Origin of the sequence: Kitasatospora sp. NPDC018058, assembly GCF_044327205.1 — a bacterium.
Taxonomy (GTDB): domain Bacteria; phylum Actinomycetota; class Actinomycetes; order Streptomycetales; family Streptomycetaceae; genus Kitasatospora.
Map to the genome: position 1 here is coordinate 1 of NZ_JBIRFA010000056.1, position 13860 is coordinate 13860.

The following is a 13860-nucleotide window of genomic DNA, read 5'->3' on the forward strand; positions in this document are numbered from 1 at the left end:
GCTACCTCACGCCCATCGAGATCCGCCAGCGGCACCAGCAAGGTCACACCCTCGCGGCGTAAACAGACAGTGTCCGAGCGCAGGGTGGAACTTCACTCCAACACGGGTGACTCGAGCGCGGGCGCCGTCACCCGCAGCACCCCGAGACGGCCGACACCGTCCACCAGCGGCAGCCACCCCACGCGTTCGCCAGGAACCGTAGCCGCGGCGATCTGCACCGTCTCGGTGCGATAGGCGCGCCCGGCGAGCGAGGCGTCCACCGACAATCTTTCCAGCTCCGTGGCCACGCCGGTGGCGATCTGGTGCGCTTGGGCGGGGTTGGGAAGTGCGACGAGTTCGCGTTGCTGCATGTCCGCGATGTAGACGCGTGCTTGGGACAGTCCCAGGCGCCGGCTGGCTTCCTGCACCAATGCGGGGATCTCGCGGGGGGCGAGGCGGTGGGAGGCGGCCAGCACGTCGGCGAGGACTTCTCCCAAGCCGGAGTCCTGAGCTGGCACGAATCCGCCTTTCGCAGTCGACCGCACGGCGGGTCCCGGCGATCTCCTCATCATCGTGCCGAAAGGGCTGGCAGTGTCGTGGCGGCGCGCGGCAGCAGGCCATCGGCCGAGCTACTCGCGAGTCACTTAGCGCCTGGTTCGCCGCTCGTTACTCGGCGGTGACGTTGCGGGTGACGCCGGCGATGTGCACCCGCCGGGTGCCGTGCTCGATGAAGAACAGGACGAACAGCCGTCTGAGGAACACGGTGTCCACGTGGAGGACATCGACGGCGATGATCCCCTGTGCCTGGGCAGTGAGGAAGCGTGACCAGGAGCGGTCGGCGCGCTGGGGCGCCGGGTCGATGCCGGCCTTCTTCAAGATCTCCCAGACGGTGGAGGCCTTCCAGCCCAGGGTGCGCAGTTCGCCGTGGATCCTGCGATACCCCCGGATGTCGTTCTCGCGGGCCAGGCGCAGAACCAGGGCCCGCAGGGCCTCGGGCTTGGCCGGGCGGCCCGGGCGACGCGGCGGGAAGGTCCACTTCCGAGCAACCAGCCTCGCGTGCCAGCGGTGATCAGCAGCTTCAAGCCACTGCGGTGACGCTTGCTCAGGAGTCTGAACAGGGCTGCGATCACGGCACGGTCCCCGCGGGTGAAGACGGGCTTCGGGTTGCCGCGCTGCAGGATGGCCAGCTGGTGTCGGAGCACCAGTATCTCGACGTCCTTGGCCGCAGAGGAGCGAGCCAGCAGACGCAGCCGGCTGAACAGGAGGCAGCCGAATCGGTAGACGACACGAAACGTCACGATCCCCAAGCCTGAGGTGCCGGCCTCGGGCACACTCTCGACGTGATCACATCGTGACCCTGAACCTGCAGCTCAGTGCAGGTGACAGGGTCGTCGGCACCCACAGGGAAGTAGCGAACTGCCGGGAGGTGCCGACGGGCAGGGGGAGGCCCGTCGGCACGGCGGAGAAGGAACGACGGTTGCCGATGACTCAGTGGCAGTCGCCGCCCTCTGGCGGCACGGGCACCGTACGCTTCGTCGCCTGCCGCCCAGCGCGGGTGCTGGTCACGCGGGCGATGCGAAGACCTGCGTCCACCAGGGCCCGTTGGGGCCGAAGTTGACGCCTACGCCGATGGCCGTGAAGTGGCAGTTGAGGATGTTCTCGCGGTGCGGCGGGCTGTGCATCCACTCGTCCACCACTGCGGCCGGGTCCGGCTGGCCGTAGGCGATGTTCTCGCCCCAGAGGCTCCACCGGTAGCCCGCGGCCTCCAGCCGGTAGTCGGCGTGGTGGCCCTCCGGGTCGGGGTGCTCGAAGTAGTGACGGGCGACCATGTCGTCGGAGTGCACCTGGGCGGCGCTCTGCGCTTGGGCGTTGACCGTGAGAGGGCCGCAGCCGGCCTTGGCCCGCTCGATGTTGGTGAGGTCGGCGACCTGCTGGGCGAACTGCGCGCCGGTCCCGGTGGCCGGTGGCGTGCTGGTGGCAGGTGCGGCGCCGCCGGACCGGCTGCCGGTGGTCGCCGTGGCAGCTGGTTTGGAGGCCCGGGCGGTTGAACTGTTCCGACCGGCGCTGACCGGGGCGGAAGGCGAGCCGCCGGCCGATCCCGTACTGCCGGCCGCAGCCGAGGCGGAGGGGCCGGTGGACGCGGAGACGGAGAGGGAAGCGGGGGCGGAGGCAGCAGACGAGGTGTCGCCCGGGATGTTCGGAGTCAGTGGCAGATCACCGGTCACCGCCGCCGTCCGGGCCGGGTCACCGCCGCCGGAGTGAGCGGAGGACATCACGCTGTGCCCGGCTATGCCGGCCACGACGAGCGCCGTGGCCGCCGAGATCACCGCAGCGCGGCGGCGGCTGGAGGTGGCTGCCCGCCGCCGGGTACGCCGGGTGCGCGTCCCGGCGGTGCCCGGTGCGGGAGCGAGTGTGTCCTCTTCGGGCGCAGGGCCGCACCCCGGCCCCTCCCCCATGTACCGCGGGATGGACTTCGTGAAGTCGTCGTTCATGGTGGTCTGCTTCCTGAGCGGATTCGCGCCGGTGGCTTTTCGTTCCGACACCGTGGGAGACCGCCCGGAAGAACCGGGACAACGAAAATAGTTCGGCCGATCTTCACGGCGGCATTTCTGTTGTCCGCCGCGCCGCGGCAGGTCTCCAGCGCATGGGGGTCCGTGCGATCGAGACGAGTGAGGACAACGGATGCACAGGGAAGGCGGCATAGACACGGAGGCGGTCGCGGCCGCGCGCGCCGGGGACGAACAGGCCCGGGAACGGCTGGTCGCCGGGTATCTGCCGCTGGTCTACAACGTCGTCGGCCGGGCGATGAACGGGCATCCGGACGTGGACGACGTGGTGCAGGAGACCATGATCCGCGTGGTGGGCGGCCTCGGCGGCCTGCGGGACCCGTCCTCGTTCCGGTCCTGGCTGGTGGCGGTCGCGATGAACGAAGTGCGCCGTTACTGGTCGACCCGCACCGCGCCCGCCTCGGCCCTCGATGCCATGGACCAGCTGGCAGACCCGGCCGGGGACTTCGTCGGGCTCACGGTCCTGCGCCTCGGCCTGTCCGGGCAGCGCCGCGAGGTCGCCGAGGCGACCCGCTGGTTGGACGAAGGAGACCGGGACCTGCTGTCGCTGTGGTGGCTGGAGGCGGCCGGCCGGCTCACCCGGGCGGAACTGACCGCCGCTCTGGAGCTGTCCTCGCGACACGCGGCGGTGCGGGTCCAGCGGATGAAGGAGCAGTTGGAGGTCGGCCGTACGGTGGTCCGGGCGCTCGCCGCCTCGCCGTGCTGCCCCGAACTGGCCGAGCTGACCACGGCCTGGGACGGGCGGCCGAGTGCGCTGTGGCGCAAGCGGATCGCACGGCACATCCGGGCCTGCGACGGTTGCGCGGATCTCGGCCAGGACCTCGTTCCGGCCGAAGGACTGCTCGCCGGGCTCGCCCTGGTGGTCCCGCTGCACGACGTCGCGGTCCACGGCCTCCTCACCGGCGGCCTGCCGGTGCACACCGGCCAGGCGGTGCCCGGAGCCACCGGAACCGTCCCCGCAGCGGCTCAGCCGGCAGCACCGGACACGCAGTCCCACGCGAACGTTGCGCACTCCTCGCACCGGACCGGAACCCACCCGCGCGGCACCCGACGCGGCGCGCGCCACCGCCTGCGGCACGGTGCCCAGTTGGCCGGTGCGCTCACCATCACCGTCGCCGCACTGGTCACCGTCCGAGCGCTCCCGGACCAGGACGACTCCCCGCGAGCCGCCCCCGCCTCCCTACCGACGCCCGAGATCACCACGGCCCCCGCCGCGGCCCCGACCACGGCCAGCGCCGCCGTACCGACCACCTCCGCCAGTTCAGCGTCCCCGGCCGTCTCAGCCGATCCGACGCCCACCCCGAGCGCGACCCCGCCGCCGCGCAGCCCCGAACAGCAACTCGTCGACCTGATCAACGCCGAGCGCGCCAAGAGCGGCTGCCGTCCGCTGCACGTCGACCCCAGACTCCACACCGCAGCCCAACAGCACTCCCAGGACATGGCCGCCCACCACTACTTCGACCACCTCGATCCGGAAGGCAGCCGAGGGAACAGCCGGATCACCGCAGCCGGCTACCAGTGGAGCACGTGGGGCGAGAACCTCGACCGGAAGAGCAAGACACCCGCAGACGTGCTGACCGACTGGCTGGACGGAGCCATCCACCAACAGAACATCCTCGACTGCAAGTTCACCGACGCCGGCGTCGGCACCGCCCCCACCCCCGCTGGCCCACTCTGGACCCTCGACCTCGCCGCCCCCAACTGACTACCCCACCACCCAACCCACCCCTCGGCAGGCCCTGCGACTGGGTGCCCCGGTGCCGGGCTCGGAGAAGCCGGCGGTGAGGCACGGGCGCGAGCACCTGATCGACGTCGGCCGGATCCACGCCGCCTTCGTCACCGACGCCCGCGCCCGCAGCGAGGCCTGCGGCCCGCTCGACCTCGTCCCCGCCCCGGAGCTTCCCGCCAGCGAAGGCGGGGTGTACCGGCCCGCCGCCCACCTCGCCTACACCGCCGGCACCGGCGATGAACGCCACCGCCTGCGCGCGTTCCTCGAGCGCCACCGTCCCGGCGTCGGCGACGAGCAGACCGCGGCGCAGCTGGCCGCGTGCGCCCGGGTCTGGGAGCAGGCGGGCGAGAACGGGTCGGGGCGGGCGTGGGAGCGGCGCTGGAGGTCGTTCCCACGGCTGCTGGTGGTCCTGGTCGGCACGGCGGCCGCGGGGGTGCGCTCGATGGTGGCGGACCTGCGGCTGGCCGCCGAGGAGAACCCGGCCGCCGCCGAGTTGCTGGCCGCCGTCCCGGCCGGTGCCGCCCGGATCGAGGACCTGGTCCAGCGCGGACCGTCCGCGCCCGTCTGGCATCCGCTCGGTGCCCGGGGCGGGCGGGCGTGCGGGTGGACGGAACTGTAGGCGGCGGGGCGGGAACGGCGAAGGAGCGGCCCGAGCGCGGGCCGCCCCTTTCCATCGCTGTTCTGCCTTCCCGGGCGGCCGAAACCGCCCCCGGCAAGGCCACGATCAGCCCATGGCCGTACCGTACCGCACTGGTGGGTATAGGTGGCTGACTTACCGTCCGGCCCGACGTAAGGGCCAGCGGACGCCCGTCCCGGTCCCCGCACCGCCGATGATCAGCGCCGGGCCCAGGTCGGGCAAGCGGGCTCGTCTGCTGCGCTCCCATGCCTCGCGCATGCGCATGGTCTTGCGCAACACAGTCCCCTGCCCGCAACTCGGGCTTGTGGACCCGGACGACTGTGTCAGGCGGCAGGAGCGTGACGGCTGGCATAACGGGCCTACGCTTGAGGAGTGGGCATGCCCCTCTCGATCCGCCTGACCATGTTGCGGGCTTCGGTGACCTGCAGCCGTGGAAACTCGAAGCTCAACACCCCTGCACCCGCCACGCCGATGAAGACCCTGAGCGCCTGCGCCACGCCTGCGATCAGTTCGGGCTCAGATATCCATGCAAGCTGATCCAGGGTGTAGGCATGCAGCAGCTTCTTCGGTTTGGCGACGAAGACTCCCCCGATCGAGAACACCATCAGGCGCTGGTCGGTGAGCCCGACGATGAACCGGCCCGGCAATGGAAGCTGCGCGGCGGGAACGTCGGCCTTGGCACCGCTCGTGGCCACAGCCATCGCCGCTGTGCCCGCCACTCCGGCGATTCCCGCGGCCCCACCGATCATGGTCTTGCGAATTCCGCCGATCCTGAATCCGAGGATGCCGTACTGCACCTGTTCCCCCGGCAACAGCTCACCGGTCAACCGTTGTTGGACCTTGTCCACCTGGGTCATGCCTTGACCCTCCGCCCTATGCCCGACCGTCGATCCGCCCCATACACGAGGTCAGCGAGTCTACGTAAGCACGACGCAGGCGATCAACCACGCCCGGGGACTGGGTATTTCGGGGCTCACCGAACGTTCCCGGTCTCCGTCGGCGCGATGCAGATCGGCGCGTAGCTGGCGGAGCGCGGGTAGTGCCTCGCCCGCACCCCGCCGGCGGGTGGCCCCCTGGCGGGCCTCGGTTTCATCGGCGCGGACAAGTCCAAGAACCCCGACGACCAGGTCATCGTCACCGGCTCAAGGTCACCCGTTCCCGCAAGCTCACGCCCGGCGAGAAGCGGGCCAATCGGATCCTGTCAGCCGGAGGGGCGGCTAGGCAATGCGCTCGGTCACCAGCCGACTCTATCGGTGCCGCCCACGCCTGCCGCCCCGCCGCCGCTTCCAACTCCCGTGACCAGGTTCCAACTACCGCGGCACGGCTCAGCAGGTCAGGGCGGGCAACCCCAGCGACTCGCAAGATGCGGCTCGGATTCGCAGAGTAGCGGTCGCAGTCACAGCAGTCGCAGCGCTGGGGGCTGCGCGGGCCGTTGCAGTCGCAGCCGGCTGCTGCTCGGCCGGTCGCAGTCGCAGCAGCGGCGTGTAGCAAGGGCACCCTTGCTGCACCCGTGACCGTCCGGTCCGGCGGGCGGTTGCACCGGTATGACGTCTTCTCCGCTGTCGTGGCTGCCGATCCTGTGGGGCTCGAAAAGTCATCGTTGCAGCTTAAGCCGTGTATCGGTACTCGTTGATAACGCCGCCGAGGATGTGGGTGCGCAGGACTCTGCGGGTCTCGAGGTCGTTTACGACAGCGGGTTGCCCGTTCGCCTGGGGCGGTCGTTGGAGCCCGGCCAGCTCGCCCTGGATCCTGCGATGCCCCCACCGCGGGTTCTCCCGCGCCAGGCGCAGGACCGGCCTCTTGAGTGCGGCCGCGGTGGGCGCTCGCCCGGTGCGCCGGCGTTGAGCGGAGTAGTCCCACTTCCCGGCGAACAGCCTGCGGTGCCGGGCCGGCAGCGTTCCCGGCGTGACCGGGAAGACGTCCGTCCAGCGGTGGCGCGGTATCAGCGACGACAGTGCGGCCGGCCGGAACCGGTCCGTGGGCTCGTAGCGGACCGAGCCGCCGAGCTGTCGCCGCAGCACCACGTTCTCGTGCCGCAGCACCAGCAGTTCGGCGTCCTTGGCGGAGTCCCGGCGCAACAGCACCGCCGGTACGGACAGCAGCGCAGGGTGGCTCGGCAGAGCAGCGACACGATCATCCGCGCAGCATCCCAGTTACCACCGACCAGCCCTGGACACGGCCTTCCACCTGCAGCGATGACTTTACGGGCCCCACAAGATGATCGAGTACGGCTTCGACGCCGTGCGCGACTCGGCCGCCCGCGGACAACGCCTGGTGGGCCAGGACCCGCTGCCCTCACCGCAGGCGTAGGCGTCGGCCGCTTCGGCGGCCACCCGCACATCGGAAGACGCGGACCGGTGGCGGGCCCAAGCCCTGGGCCCGCCACCGGGCACAAGGTCGAACCTCGGCAACGTCGCCCACGGTCCGGAGCAAGCGGCAGCTCTCGGACGTTGATGAGGACAGTGAAAACGGTTCGGGCCGCGATTCCGTGAATCAGCCTGTCACTGCCGTTACAGGCTGAGCAGCAGGTCCCGGACCGCGGCGGGCTGGGACAGGAACGGGTGGTGGCCGGCGTCGAGCTCGACAACGCTGCCGACCCGGCGGGCGAACTCGCGCTGCAGCCGCGGCGGGGTGCCCCGGTCCTGGGCGCAGACGAGGTACGTCGAGGGGACCTGCTGCCATGCGGCCGCCCTGGCCGGCTGCCCGATCACCTGCACGCTCTGCCTGACGAGGTGGTCCGCCGCCTGCGCCTGGACCTCGGGGTCGCAGTCCGGCAGGAATGTGTCCACGAGTAACTCGGGGCGAACCTCGAACGTGCCGGCGTCGCGGTCGACGGCGAGGAACGGGGCGGGGCTGCCGTCCCCGAACCGACCCATCCCGCACATACGCCCCGTGCACGAACACGACCCTCATCGCTGCCTCCACGTCCGCCTCGGCTGCCTTCCGAGCAACGGTAGACGTAGCCGCCGTTACGACAGGGAGTCGAAGATCATTCACGGATGTCACTGGCGCAGTTCCGCGGGCTCCCGACAGGCACTCATCTCGACCTCAGGCTGGGCGAGTTGTGGGGTTCGACCGGTGGCACCGGGGGCCGCCGGTCCACCTCGGCGATTGCTGGGGGCGGCCTACGCGCTCGGCGGTGTGGTGTGCAGGCCTTCGAGCAGCATGCTGAGGTAGCGGTGTGCAGTGTCGGTCCGGTCGGCCGGGGTGCCGCCGTGGATGTTGACCGCGTGGGCGATGCCGCACATGAGCGGGACGAGGTCGCCGGCGACCACCTCGGGGCGGATTGATCCGGCTTCGCGGGCCCGGTCGAGGAGTTCGGTGCCGGCCGAGGAGAGCGACCGCTTGAGTTCCGTGGTGCGCGGCAGGGCATCCGTGGCGGAGCCGACGACCACGGCCAGGGTCGGGTCGGCGACCTGTGCTTCGACGACGTGGGACAGGAAGCCCTCCAGCGCGCGCCGGATATCGGTGTCGGCCAGTGCGTGCCGGCCGTGCTCGGCGAGGGTTTCCAGGCAGGGGGTGGCGACGGTCTCCAGCAGGGCCTCGGGGGTGGCGAAGTGCCGATAGACGGTGCCGACGCCGAGTCCGGCCCGGCGTGCGACGTCGTTGAGCTGCAGTGCGATGCCTTGGTCGACGAGGTCGCGGGCGACGGCGACGATCCGGTCCCAGTTGCGGGCGGCGTCCTTGCGCAGCTGTGTGGTCGTCATGGTGGACCGTCCGGTCACTCGTCTCGATTCGTGGTTCGACGTTCGATCATATGCGGGGTTCCGGGACGGGGTGGGTGCGCTCCTGGTGGGCGGGCCGGTCGTCCCGCCCACCACGGCCGTCAGGGCCGGTCGTGTGCCTGGCGGAGGAAGCCGGTGATGATGTCCAGCCACTGCTTCGGCTGCTCCAGGAAGGGCAGGTGACCGGTGGCGAGCACGGCGGTCTGCGCGCCGGGGATGGCCCAGGCCAGGTGGTGCTGGAGAGTGGCCGGTATCAGGGGATCGGCGGTGGTGACGACGACGAGGGTCGGGGCGGTGATCGCGGCGAGCTCGGCGCGGACGTCGGCGCGGCGGACCAGGTCGACCTGCGCTCCGGTGCCGGGTGCAGGACCGGGGGGTCTGTTCTGCGGCCGCGCGCACTTGGCCGGGCGCGTGAGGGAGTTCAGCAGCGGCGGGTCACGGTCAGATGGGCCAGGTACTGGGCGAGCAGGAGGTGCTGTCCGGATTCGTGGAGCTGGTGCCAGACCGCGGTGGCCAGCTCGGTGCGGGTGTCCAGGTGGGCGAAGGTCGCGCTCAGCACGAGCGAGGTGACCCGGTGCGGGTGGCGGGCTGCGGTTCGGATCGCGACCGAGCCGCCGAGGGAGTATCCGCAGACGGCGAACGTGTCGAGCCCTTCGGCGTCCGCCGCGGCGACGAGCTGGTCCGCCAGGGTGTCGAGCCCCAGGGGCGCGGGCGCGATGGGGGGTCTTCCCTGAGCCCGGGTAGTCGACCCCGACCACGGTGTACTCGGCGGCGAGCCCGTCCATGATCGGCCCGAAGTTGGCCTCGATGCCGCCGCCCGCGCCGTGGGCGAGGAGGAGGCCGGGGCCAGAGCCGTGGACGATGCGGGCATAGCCGGCCGGGACTGTGCTGGTCATGGTCGTGTCCTCATCTGACGAACCTGCGAACGAGGGGCGATGGGCGAACTGCGGGCCGGTGCGGGTGCCGGGGCGTGGCGCGAGCAACTGACACCGGTCGCGAGAGGGATGGTCGGCCGGCGCTCACTGGCGAGTGCTCATGCGCCCGCTGTGGCTGACGTGGGTGCGTGGGCTTCGCTGAGCCGACGCACGGCCTCGGCGAGGCGGCGGTCGGTCGCTGTGCGGAACGGCTGCACCGGGCGGGCCTGGGGGCCGATGACGATGCCGGTCCGGCCCGCCAGGGCGTCGTCGGTGGCGGCGACGATCGAGGGCCGGGCGGCCGTGGATGCCGGACCCGAGGTGGAGCGTTCGAACTTGCGGCGTACCAGCGGCCACAGCAGCCGCAGGGCAGGAGAGACGATCTTCGGGTCGGTCAGGGTGCCGTTGGTCATGTCGGTCGCGGCCCCTCCGGGGTCGGCGGCGAAGACCGAGACGCCAGTGCCCTCCAGCCGGGTGGCCAGGTCCAGGGTGTAGCAGAGGTTGGCGAGCTTGGCGCGGCCGTACCAGTGGAAGCCGTAGTAGCCGCCGGGCGGCTCGACGGCGTCGAAGGAGCGCTTCGCGAGCCCGACCGCACCCGAGGTCACGTTCACGATCCTGCTCGGCGCCCCGGCCGTCAGCGTGGGCAGCAGCAGTTCCGTCAGCAGGTACGGCGAGAGGTGGTTGATGACGAACGACGCTTCGATCCCGTCCAGGGTCCGTCGCTCCGGGAACATCGCGCCGACGTTGTTGACCAGCACGGTCAGGGAGTCGCCGGAGGCGGCATGGTCGGCGGCGATCCGGTCGGCGAGTGCGCGGACCTGGTCGAGCGAGCCGAGATCGGCGGGCAGGAACCGTGCGGGATGCGCCGGGTTCGTCGCGGCGATCCGGTTGATCGCCAGAGCGCCCCGGTCGGCCTCGCGTCCGACCACCGTGACCGAGAAGCCGGCGCCGGCCAGCCCCAGGGCGGTCTCCAATCCAATGCCGGTCGTCCCCGCCGTGACCACAGCTGTCTTCGCCATGTGCTCCTCCACCCAGTCATGCGGATAGTTCATCCGCTTCATGGGGAACGTAGCACACAATCGGATGAACTATCCGCTTTGGCGCTACGGCCCCCTGCTCCGGCAGCAGCCGCCACACCCTCCGGCCTGTCCGCGGGGAGTGTGACCTGGCCGGACTGCAGGGCGTGGCCGAGGAACTGCACCGCGCTGGCGGCGTAGAAGCCGTTGCGCAGCGAGGTGTACGGCACGCCGCAGGCGTGCAGTGCGTCCTCGGTGGCGGAGTGGTCGCGGCAGGGCTGGAACCGCGAGGAGGCACTGGCACCCATGTGGCTGGTGCAGAGGATGCGGCGGGCGCCGACTCCGGGTCAAATGAGGTCGGGCAGTGGGCGCCGGGTGACCTCGTGGGCGCCGTCCGGAGGACACCGAGCATGCGCAGGACCATCTCGGCCAGGTCCGAGGCTGCCTCCCCGCCGTCGAGGCCGGGGCGGGCCAGCCTCAGTGCCGCGAGGGACAGCAGTGTTCCGCCCAGGGCGGACAGGGCCGTGGTCGGCTCGGTGCAGGTGAAGCGGCCCGAGGCGACGCCGCGCTCCGGGTCGCGGAGCGCTCGTGCGGACAGGCCGCGTCGAGACACCGGGGGCGAAGCCGGACGAGCGGTTCACCTTCGTGATGGGAAATGATCTACCGCGGCGCCGGAACGACTCGCGTACCGCCCTCGGCCTGGAGCGTTGGCGTCAGCCGAGGACAGTGTCGGCGATCTTCAGGGCGACCTGCAGTTCGAGCGTGTTTGATTCGATGGTTGCGGCGGGGAGCAGTTCCTGCGCCGCCCTCCTTTGAACTCCAACCCACAACGGTCCCGTCGGCTGCTCACGGACCCGTACACGAGGCTGTGGTTGAACCATCCACGCAGGTGAGAGAACGGATCACACGGCCCGACCCCGACCCGCTCGTCAAGGCCGGACGCGCATCCCTGCGCCTGTGACGGCCACCAACCACTACCCTCGAACGGTCCGGGCCAGGCCATCGGCGCGCCCGTAGCATGGAGATGCACGCGAACGTACTTCGCGGAGTGGACACCGCCGATGGCAGATGGCAAAGGACCAGTTACCGTCCAGGATCTGCTGGACCGGACGCTGAGCCGCACTGTGGAGAGTCTTGGCGCGTCTGCGGGGGCGATCGTGCTCCTGGAGCCCGACGGCGAGGTCCTGACCCTGGAAGCGATCGCGGGAGTGCCGCCGGAGTTCCTCAGACCGCTGCGGCACGTACGCCTGACCACCGCGGCCCCCGATCCGATCATCGAGGCGGTACGCGACCGTCACCTGGTGTGGGTGAGCTCCGGGGAAGACCTCGCGCGCCGCTATCCGAAAGTCGCCCTGCTCCTGCCGTACTCGCGCGCCAGCGCCGTCGCACCGATCGCCAGCGGACGCGCGGTGTGGGGCGCCCTGGCCCTGATGATGTCCTCGAAACGGTCGTCCGAACTCACGGCCGGCGAGCGCCGCGCGATCACGTCGGCCGGCGACCGCATCGCAACGCTGCTCCAGCACGCCGCCGACACCGGGCAGCGCCTCCAGCCGGGATCCGACTCCGGACACCGGCCCCGTTTCGTCCCCCTCACAAGCCCGGCACGGGGTGACGCCGCGACGCAGTTCGCCACCCGGCTCCCCGAAGGCGGATGCTCCCTCGACCCACGCGGGAGGATCACCTTCGTCGAGCCCACCGCGGCCGACCTGCTGGGCGAGAGCGTCCCGCACCTGCTGGGCGCCCGCCTGTGGGACGCGGTGCCGTGGCTGAACGATCCGATCTACCAGCACCACCACCGGGACGCGGTCATCAGCCAGCTGCCGACCTCGTTCACGGCGCTGCGGCCCCCCGACACCCACCTGCACTTGGAGCTCTACCCGGACCGCACCGGCCTGAGCGTGCGCATCAGTCCGACCTGCGGCAGACACTCCCCCAAGGTGCCGAATGTGGGAGGCACCGAACCAATGGCCGGATCCGCCCGACTGGAGGCCACGCACCACCTGGTCCACCTGGCCGGCGCGCTGACCGAAGCGGCGACCGTACGCGACGTGGTCGACCTGGTCGCCGACCACCTCCTGCTCTCCTTCCGGGCCCAGGCTTTCCTGCTGCTGGTCCCCGAGGCCGGCCGGATCCAGGTCATCGGCCATCGGGGCTATCACCCCGAGTTCGTGGACCACCTCGACCACCAGCCGCTGCCCTGGTACATCCCGTCCGTGCCGGGGTTGACCACCGGGGTGCCGTCGTTCTTCGCCTCCCGGGAGGAACGCCGCGCCGCCTGTCCGGCAGGCGCCGACATCGACGACGGCATGGCCGCATGGGCTCTGCTGCCCCTCATCGCCTCCGGGCACCCCATCGGCATCTGTGTGCTCGGCTACGAACGCCCACACTCCTTCACCCCGGACGAGCGCACCATCCTCATCACCCTCGCTGCCCTGATCACCCAAGCCCTGGACCGGGCACGGCAGTACGACGCCGAACACCGGCTCGCCCATGGACTCCAGGACCGCCTGCTACCCCAAACCCTCCCGGCGATCCCCGGCCTGGACGTGGCCGCCCGCTACCTACCCGCCAGCCACGGCATGGACATCGGCGGCGACTTCTACGACCTCATCCGCCTGACAACCACCGAAGCCGCCGCCGTCATCGGCGACGTACAAGGCCACAACGTCAGCGCCGCGGGGCTGATGGGCCAGGTCCGAACCGCCGTCCACGCCTACGCCATCGCCGGCGCCACCCCCGGCGAAGTCCTCGCCCGCACCAACCGGCTGCTCACCGACCTCGACCCCGACCTGCTCACCAGCTGCCTGTACGCGCACCTCGACCTCTCCCACCACAGCGCCCACCTGGCCAGCGCCGGACACCACCCACCCTTCCTCCGCCACCCCGACACGCACACCCACATCGTCCCCCTGCTGCCAGGGCCCCTGCTGGGCGTCGATCCCGCAGCGGCCTACCCCACCACCGAGGTCGCCCTGCCCCCCGGCACCGTGCTCGCCCTCTACACCGACGGACTCATCGAGACCCCCGGTACCGACCTCGACACCAACATCACCAAACTCACCGCCACGCTCTCGCAGGCCGGAGACCTCCTGGACGGCATCGCAGACGCCCTGCTCGACCAGGCCACGCCCTCGGGCAGTCACGCCGACGACACCGCCCTCCTTCTCCTGCGCATCAACTACACCCTGCACGACACCGACCGGGTCTGTACGGTCTTCGGCTCTGTCCCGTAATCGGTGGTAACGAGGGGTGACGGTCGTCGTTCGCATGGCATGCGTGATGTCAACGAGCTT

The 13860-nt window shown here is 71.0% G+C and carries 14 protein-coding genes and 2 pseudogenes; 4 read left to right on the plus strand and 12 right to left on the minus strand.

The window, feature by feature from the left end; translation table 11 throughout:
- Window positions 1–92: 92 nt before the first annotated feature.
- Together ACH4E7_RS40200 and ACH4E7_RS40205 are read right to left on the minus strand one after the other, a co-directional pair.
- Complete coding sequence (locus tag ACH4E7_RS40200) at window positions 93–476, minus strand: hypothetical protein (RefSeq protein WP_396254169.1); 384 nt, start codon at window positions 474–476, stop codon at window positions 93–95.
- 169 nt (window positions 477–645) lie between these two features.
- On the minus strand, window positions 646–855 hold the full coding sequence (locus tag ACH4E7_RS40205) for a hypothetical protein (protein ID WP_396254170.1): 210 nt from the start codon (window positions 853–855) through the stop codon (window positions 646–648).
- 215 nt (window positions 856–1070) lie between these two features.
- Here ACH4E7_RS40205 and ACH4E7_RS40210 point away from each other — a divergent pair, with 215 nt between their 5' ends.
- A complete protein-coding gene (locus ACH4E7_RS40210) occupies window positions 1071–1292 on the plus strand; it encodes a hypothetical protein (RefSeq protein WP_396254171.1) in 222 nt (73 codons plus the stop codon).
- Between the two features lie 249 nt (window positions 1293–1541).
- On the opposite strand, the gene ACH4E7_RS40215 is transcribed toward ACH4E7_RS40210, so the two are convergent.
- Window positions 1542–2471 carry a CAP domain-containing protein gene (locus ACH4E7_RS40215; RefSeq protein ID WP_396254172.1) on the minus strand — a complete coding sequence of 310 codons (930 nt, stop codon included), beginning with the start codon at window positions 2469–2471 and terminating at the stop codon, window positions 1542–1544.
- A 190-nt stretch (window positions 2472–2661) separates the two neighbouring features.
- Here ACH4E7_RS40215 and ACH4E7_RS40220 point away from each other — a divergent pair, with 190 nt between their 5' ends.
- Together ACH4E7_RS40220 and ACH4E7_RS40225 are read left to right on the plus strand one after the other, a co-directional pair.
- Window positions 2662–4251 (plus strand): sigma-70 family RNA polymerase sigma factor, encoded by a 1590-nt coding sequence (locus ACH4E7_RS40220; protein WP_396254173.1) that lies wholly within the window; start codon window positions 2662–2664, stop codon window positions 4249–4251.
- A gap of 76 nt (window positions 4252–4327) precedes the next feature.
- Entirely contained in the window at window positions 4328–4894 is a 567-nt protein-coding gene (locus tag ACH4E7_RS40225) for a hypothetical protein (RefSeq protein WP_396254174.1), read from the plus strand.
- A gap of 377 nt (window positions 4895–5271) precedes the next feature.
- Here ACH4E7_RS40225 and ACH4E7_RS40230 read toward each other — a convergent pair whose 3' ends face one another.
- From ACH4E7_RS40230 to ACH4E7_RS40270, 9 genes and pseudogenes are all read right to left on the minus strand, one after another.
- Complete coding sequence (locus ACH4E7_RS40230) at window positions 5272–5769, minus strand: hypothetical protein (protein ID WP_396254175.1); 498 nt, start codon at window positions 5767–5769, stop codon at window positions 5272–5274.
- A gap of 750 nt (window positions 5770–6519) precedes the next feature.
- Window positions 6520–6996, minus strand: a complete 477-nt coding sequence (locus tag ACH4E7_RS40235) for an integrase (RefSeq protein ID WP_396254176.1) — start codon at window positions 6994–6996, stop codon at window positions 6520–6522.
- Between the two features lie 426 nt (window positions 6997–7422).
- Window positions 7423–7788, minus strand: coding sequence for an alpha/beta fold hydrolase (locus tag ACH4E7_RS40240; protein WP_396254177.1), 366 nt, complete (start codon window positions 7786–7788; stop codon window positions 7423–7425).
- A 249-nt stretch (window positions 7789–8037) separates the two neighbouring features.
- Window positions 8038–8619 (minus strand): TetR/AcrR family transcriptional regulator, encoded by a 582-nt coding sequence (locus tag ACH4E7_RS40245; RefSeq protein WP_396254178.1) that lies wholly within the window; start codon window positions 8617–8619, stop codon window positions 8038–8040.
- A gap of 439 nt (window positions 8620–9058) precedes the next feature.
- Complete coding sequence (locus tag ACH4E7_RS40250; protein ID WP_396254211.1) at window positions 9059–9196, minus strand: hypothetical protein; 138 nt, start codon at window positions 9194–9196, stop codon at window positions 9059–9061.
- A pseudogene (locus tag ACH4E7_RS40255) lies at window positions 9197–9508 on the minus strand (alpha/beta fold hydrolase); the annotation flags it as partial.
- 162 nt (window positions 9509–9670) lie between these two features.
- Window positions 9671–10570, minus strand: a complete 900-nt coding sequence (locus ACH4E7_RS40260; RefSeq protein ID WP_396254179.1) for an SDR family NAD(P)-dependent oxidoreductase — start codon at window positions 10568–10570, stop codon at window positions 9671–9673.
- 38 nt (window positions 10571–10608) lie between these two features.
- On the minus strand, window positions 10609–10875 hold the full coding sequence (locus ACH4E7_RS40265) for a hypothetical protein (protein ID WP_396254180.1): 267 nt from the start codon (window positions 10873–10875) through the stop codon (window positions 10609–10611).
- A 39-nt stretch (window positions 10876–10914) separates the two neighbouring features.
- A pseudogene (locus tag ACH4E7_RS40270) lies at window positions 10915–11177 on the minus strand (TetR/AcrR family transcriptional regulator); the annotation flags it as partial.
- A 451-nt stretch (window positions 11178–11628) separates the two neighbouring features.
- On the opposite strand from ACH4E7_RS40270, the gene ACH4E7_RS40275 reads away from it, so the two are divergent.
- Window positions 11629–13800 carry a SpoIIE family protein phosphatase gene (locus tag ACH4E7_RS40275; RefSeq protein ID WP_396254181.1) on the plus strand — a complete coding sequence of 724 codons (2172 nt, stop codon included), beginning with the start codon at window positions 11629–11631 and terminating at the stop codon, window positions 13798–13800.
- Window positions 13801–13860 lie beyond the last annotated feature (60 nt).

What these genes read in the sequence shown, in the direction of transcription:
- ACH4E7_RS40215 (WP_396254172.1), bottom strand. Translation starts at nt 2,471, where the DNA reads ATGAACGACGACTTCACGAAGTCCATCCCGCGGTACATGGGGGAGGGG.
- ACH4E7_RS40220 (WP_396254173.1), top strand. Translation starts at nt 2,662, where the DNA reads ATGCACAGGGAAGGCGGCATAGACACGGAGGCGGTCGCGGCCGCGCGC.
- ACH4E7_RS40230 (WP_396254175.1), bottom strand. Translation starts at nt 5,769, where the DNA reads ATGACCCAGGTGGACAAGGTCCAACAACGGTTGACCGGTGAGCTGTTG.
- ACH4E7_RS40240 (WP_396254177.1), bottom strand. Translation starts at nt 7,788, where the DNA reads ATGGGTCGGTTCGGGGACGGCAGCCCCGCCCCGTTCCTCGCCGTCGAC.
- ACH4E7_RS40245 (WP_396254178.1), bottom strand. Translation starts at nt 8,619, where the DNA reads ATGACGACCACACAGCTGCGCAAGGACGCCGCCCGCAACTGGGACCGG.
- ACH4E7_RS40260 (WP_396254179.1), bottom strand. Translation starts at nt 10,570, where the DNA reads ATGGCGAAGACAGCTGTGGTCACGGCGGGGACGACCGGCATTGGATTG.
- ACH4E7_RS40265 (WP_396254180.1), bottom strand. Translation starts at nt 10,875, where the DNA reads ATGGGTGCCAGTGCCTCCTCGCGGTTCCAGCCCTGCCGCGACCACTCC.
- ACH4E7_RS40275 (WP_396254181.1), top strand. Translation starts at nt 11,629, where the DNA reads ATGGCAGATGGCAAAGGACCAGTTACCGTCCAGGATCTGCTGGACCGG.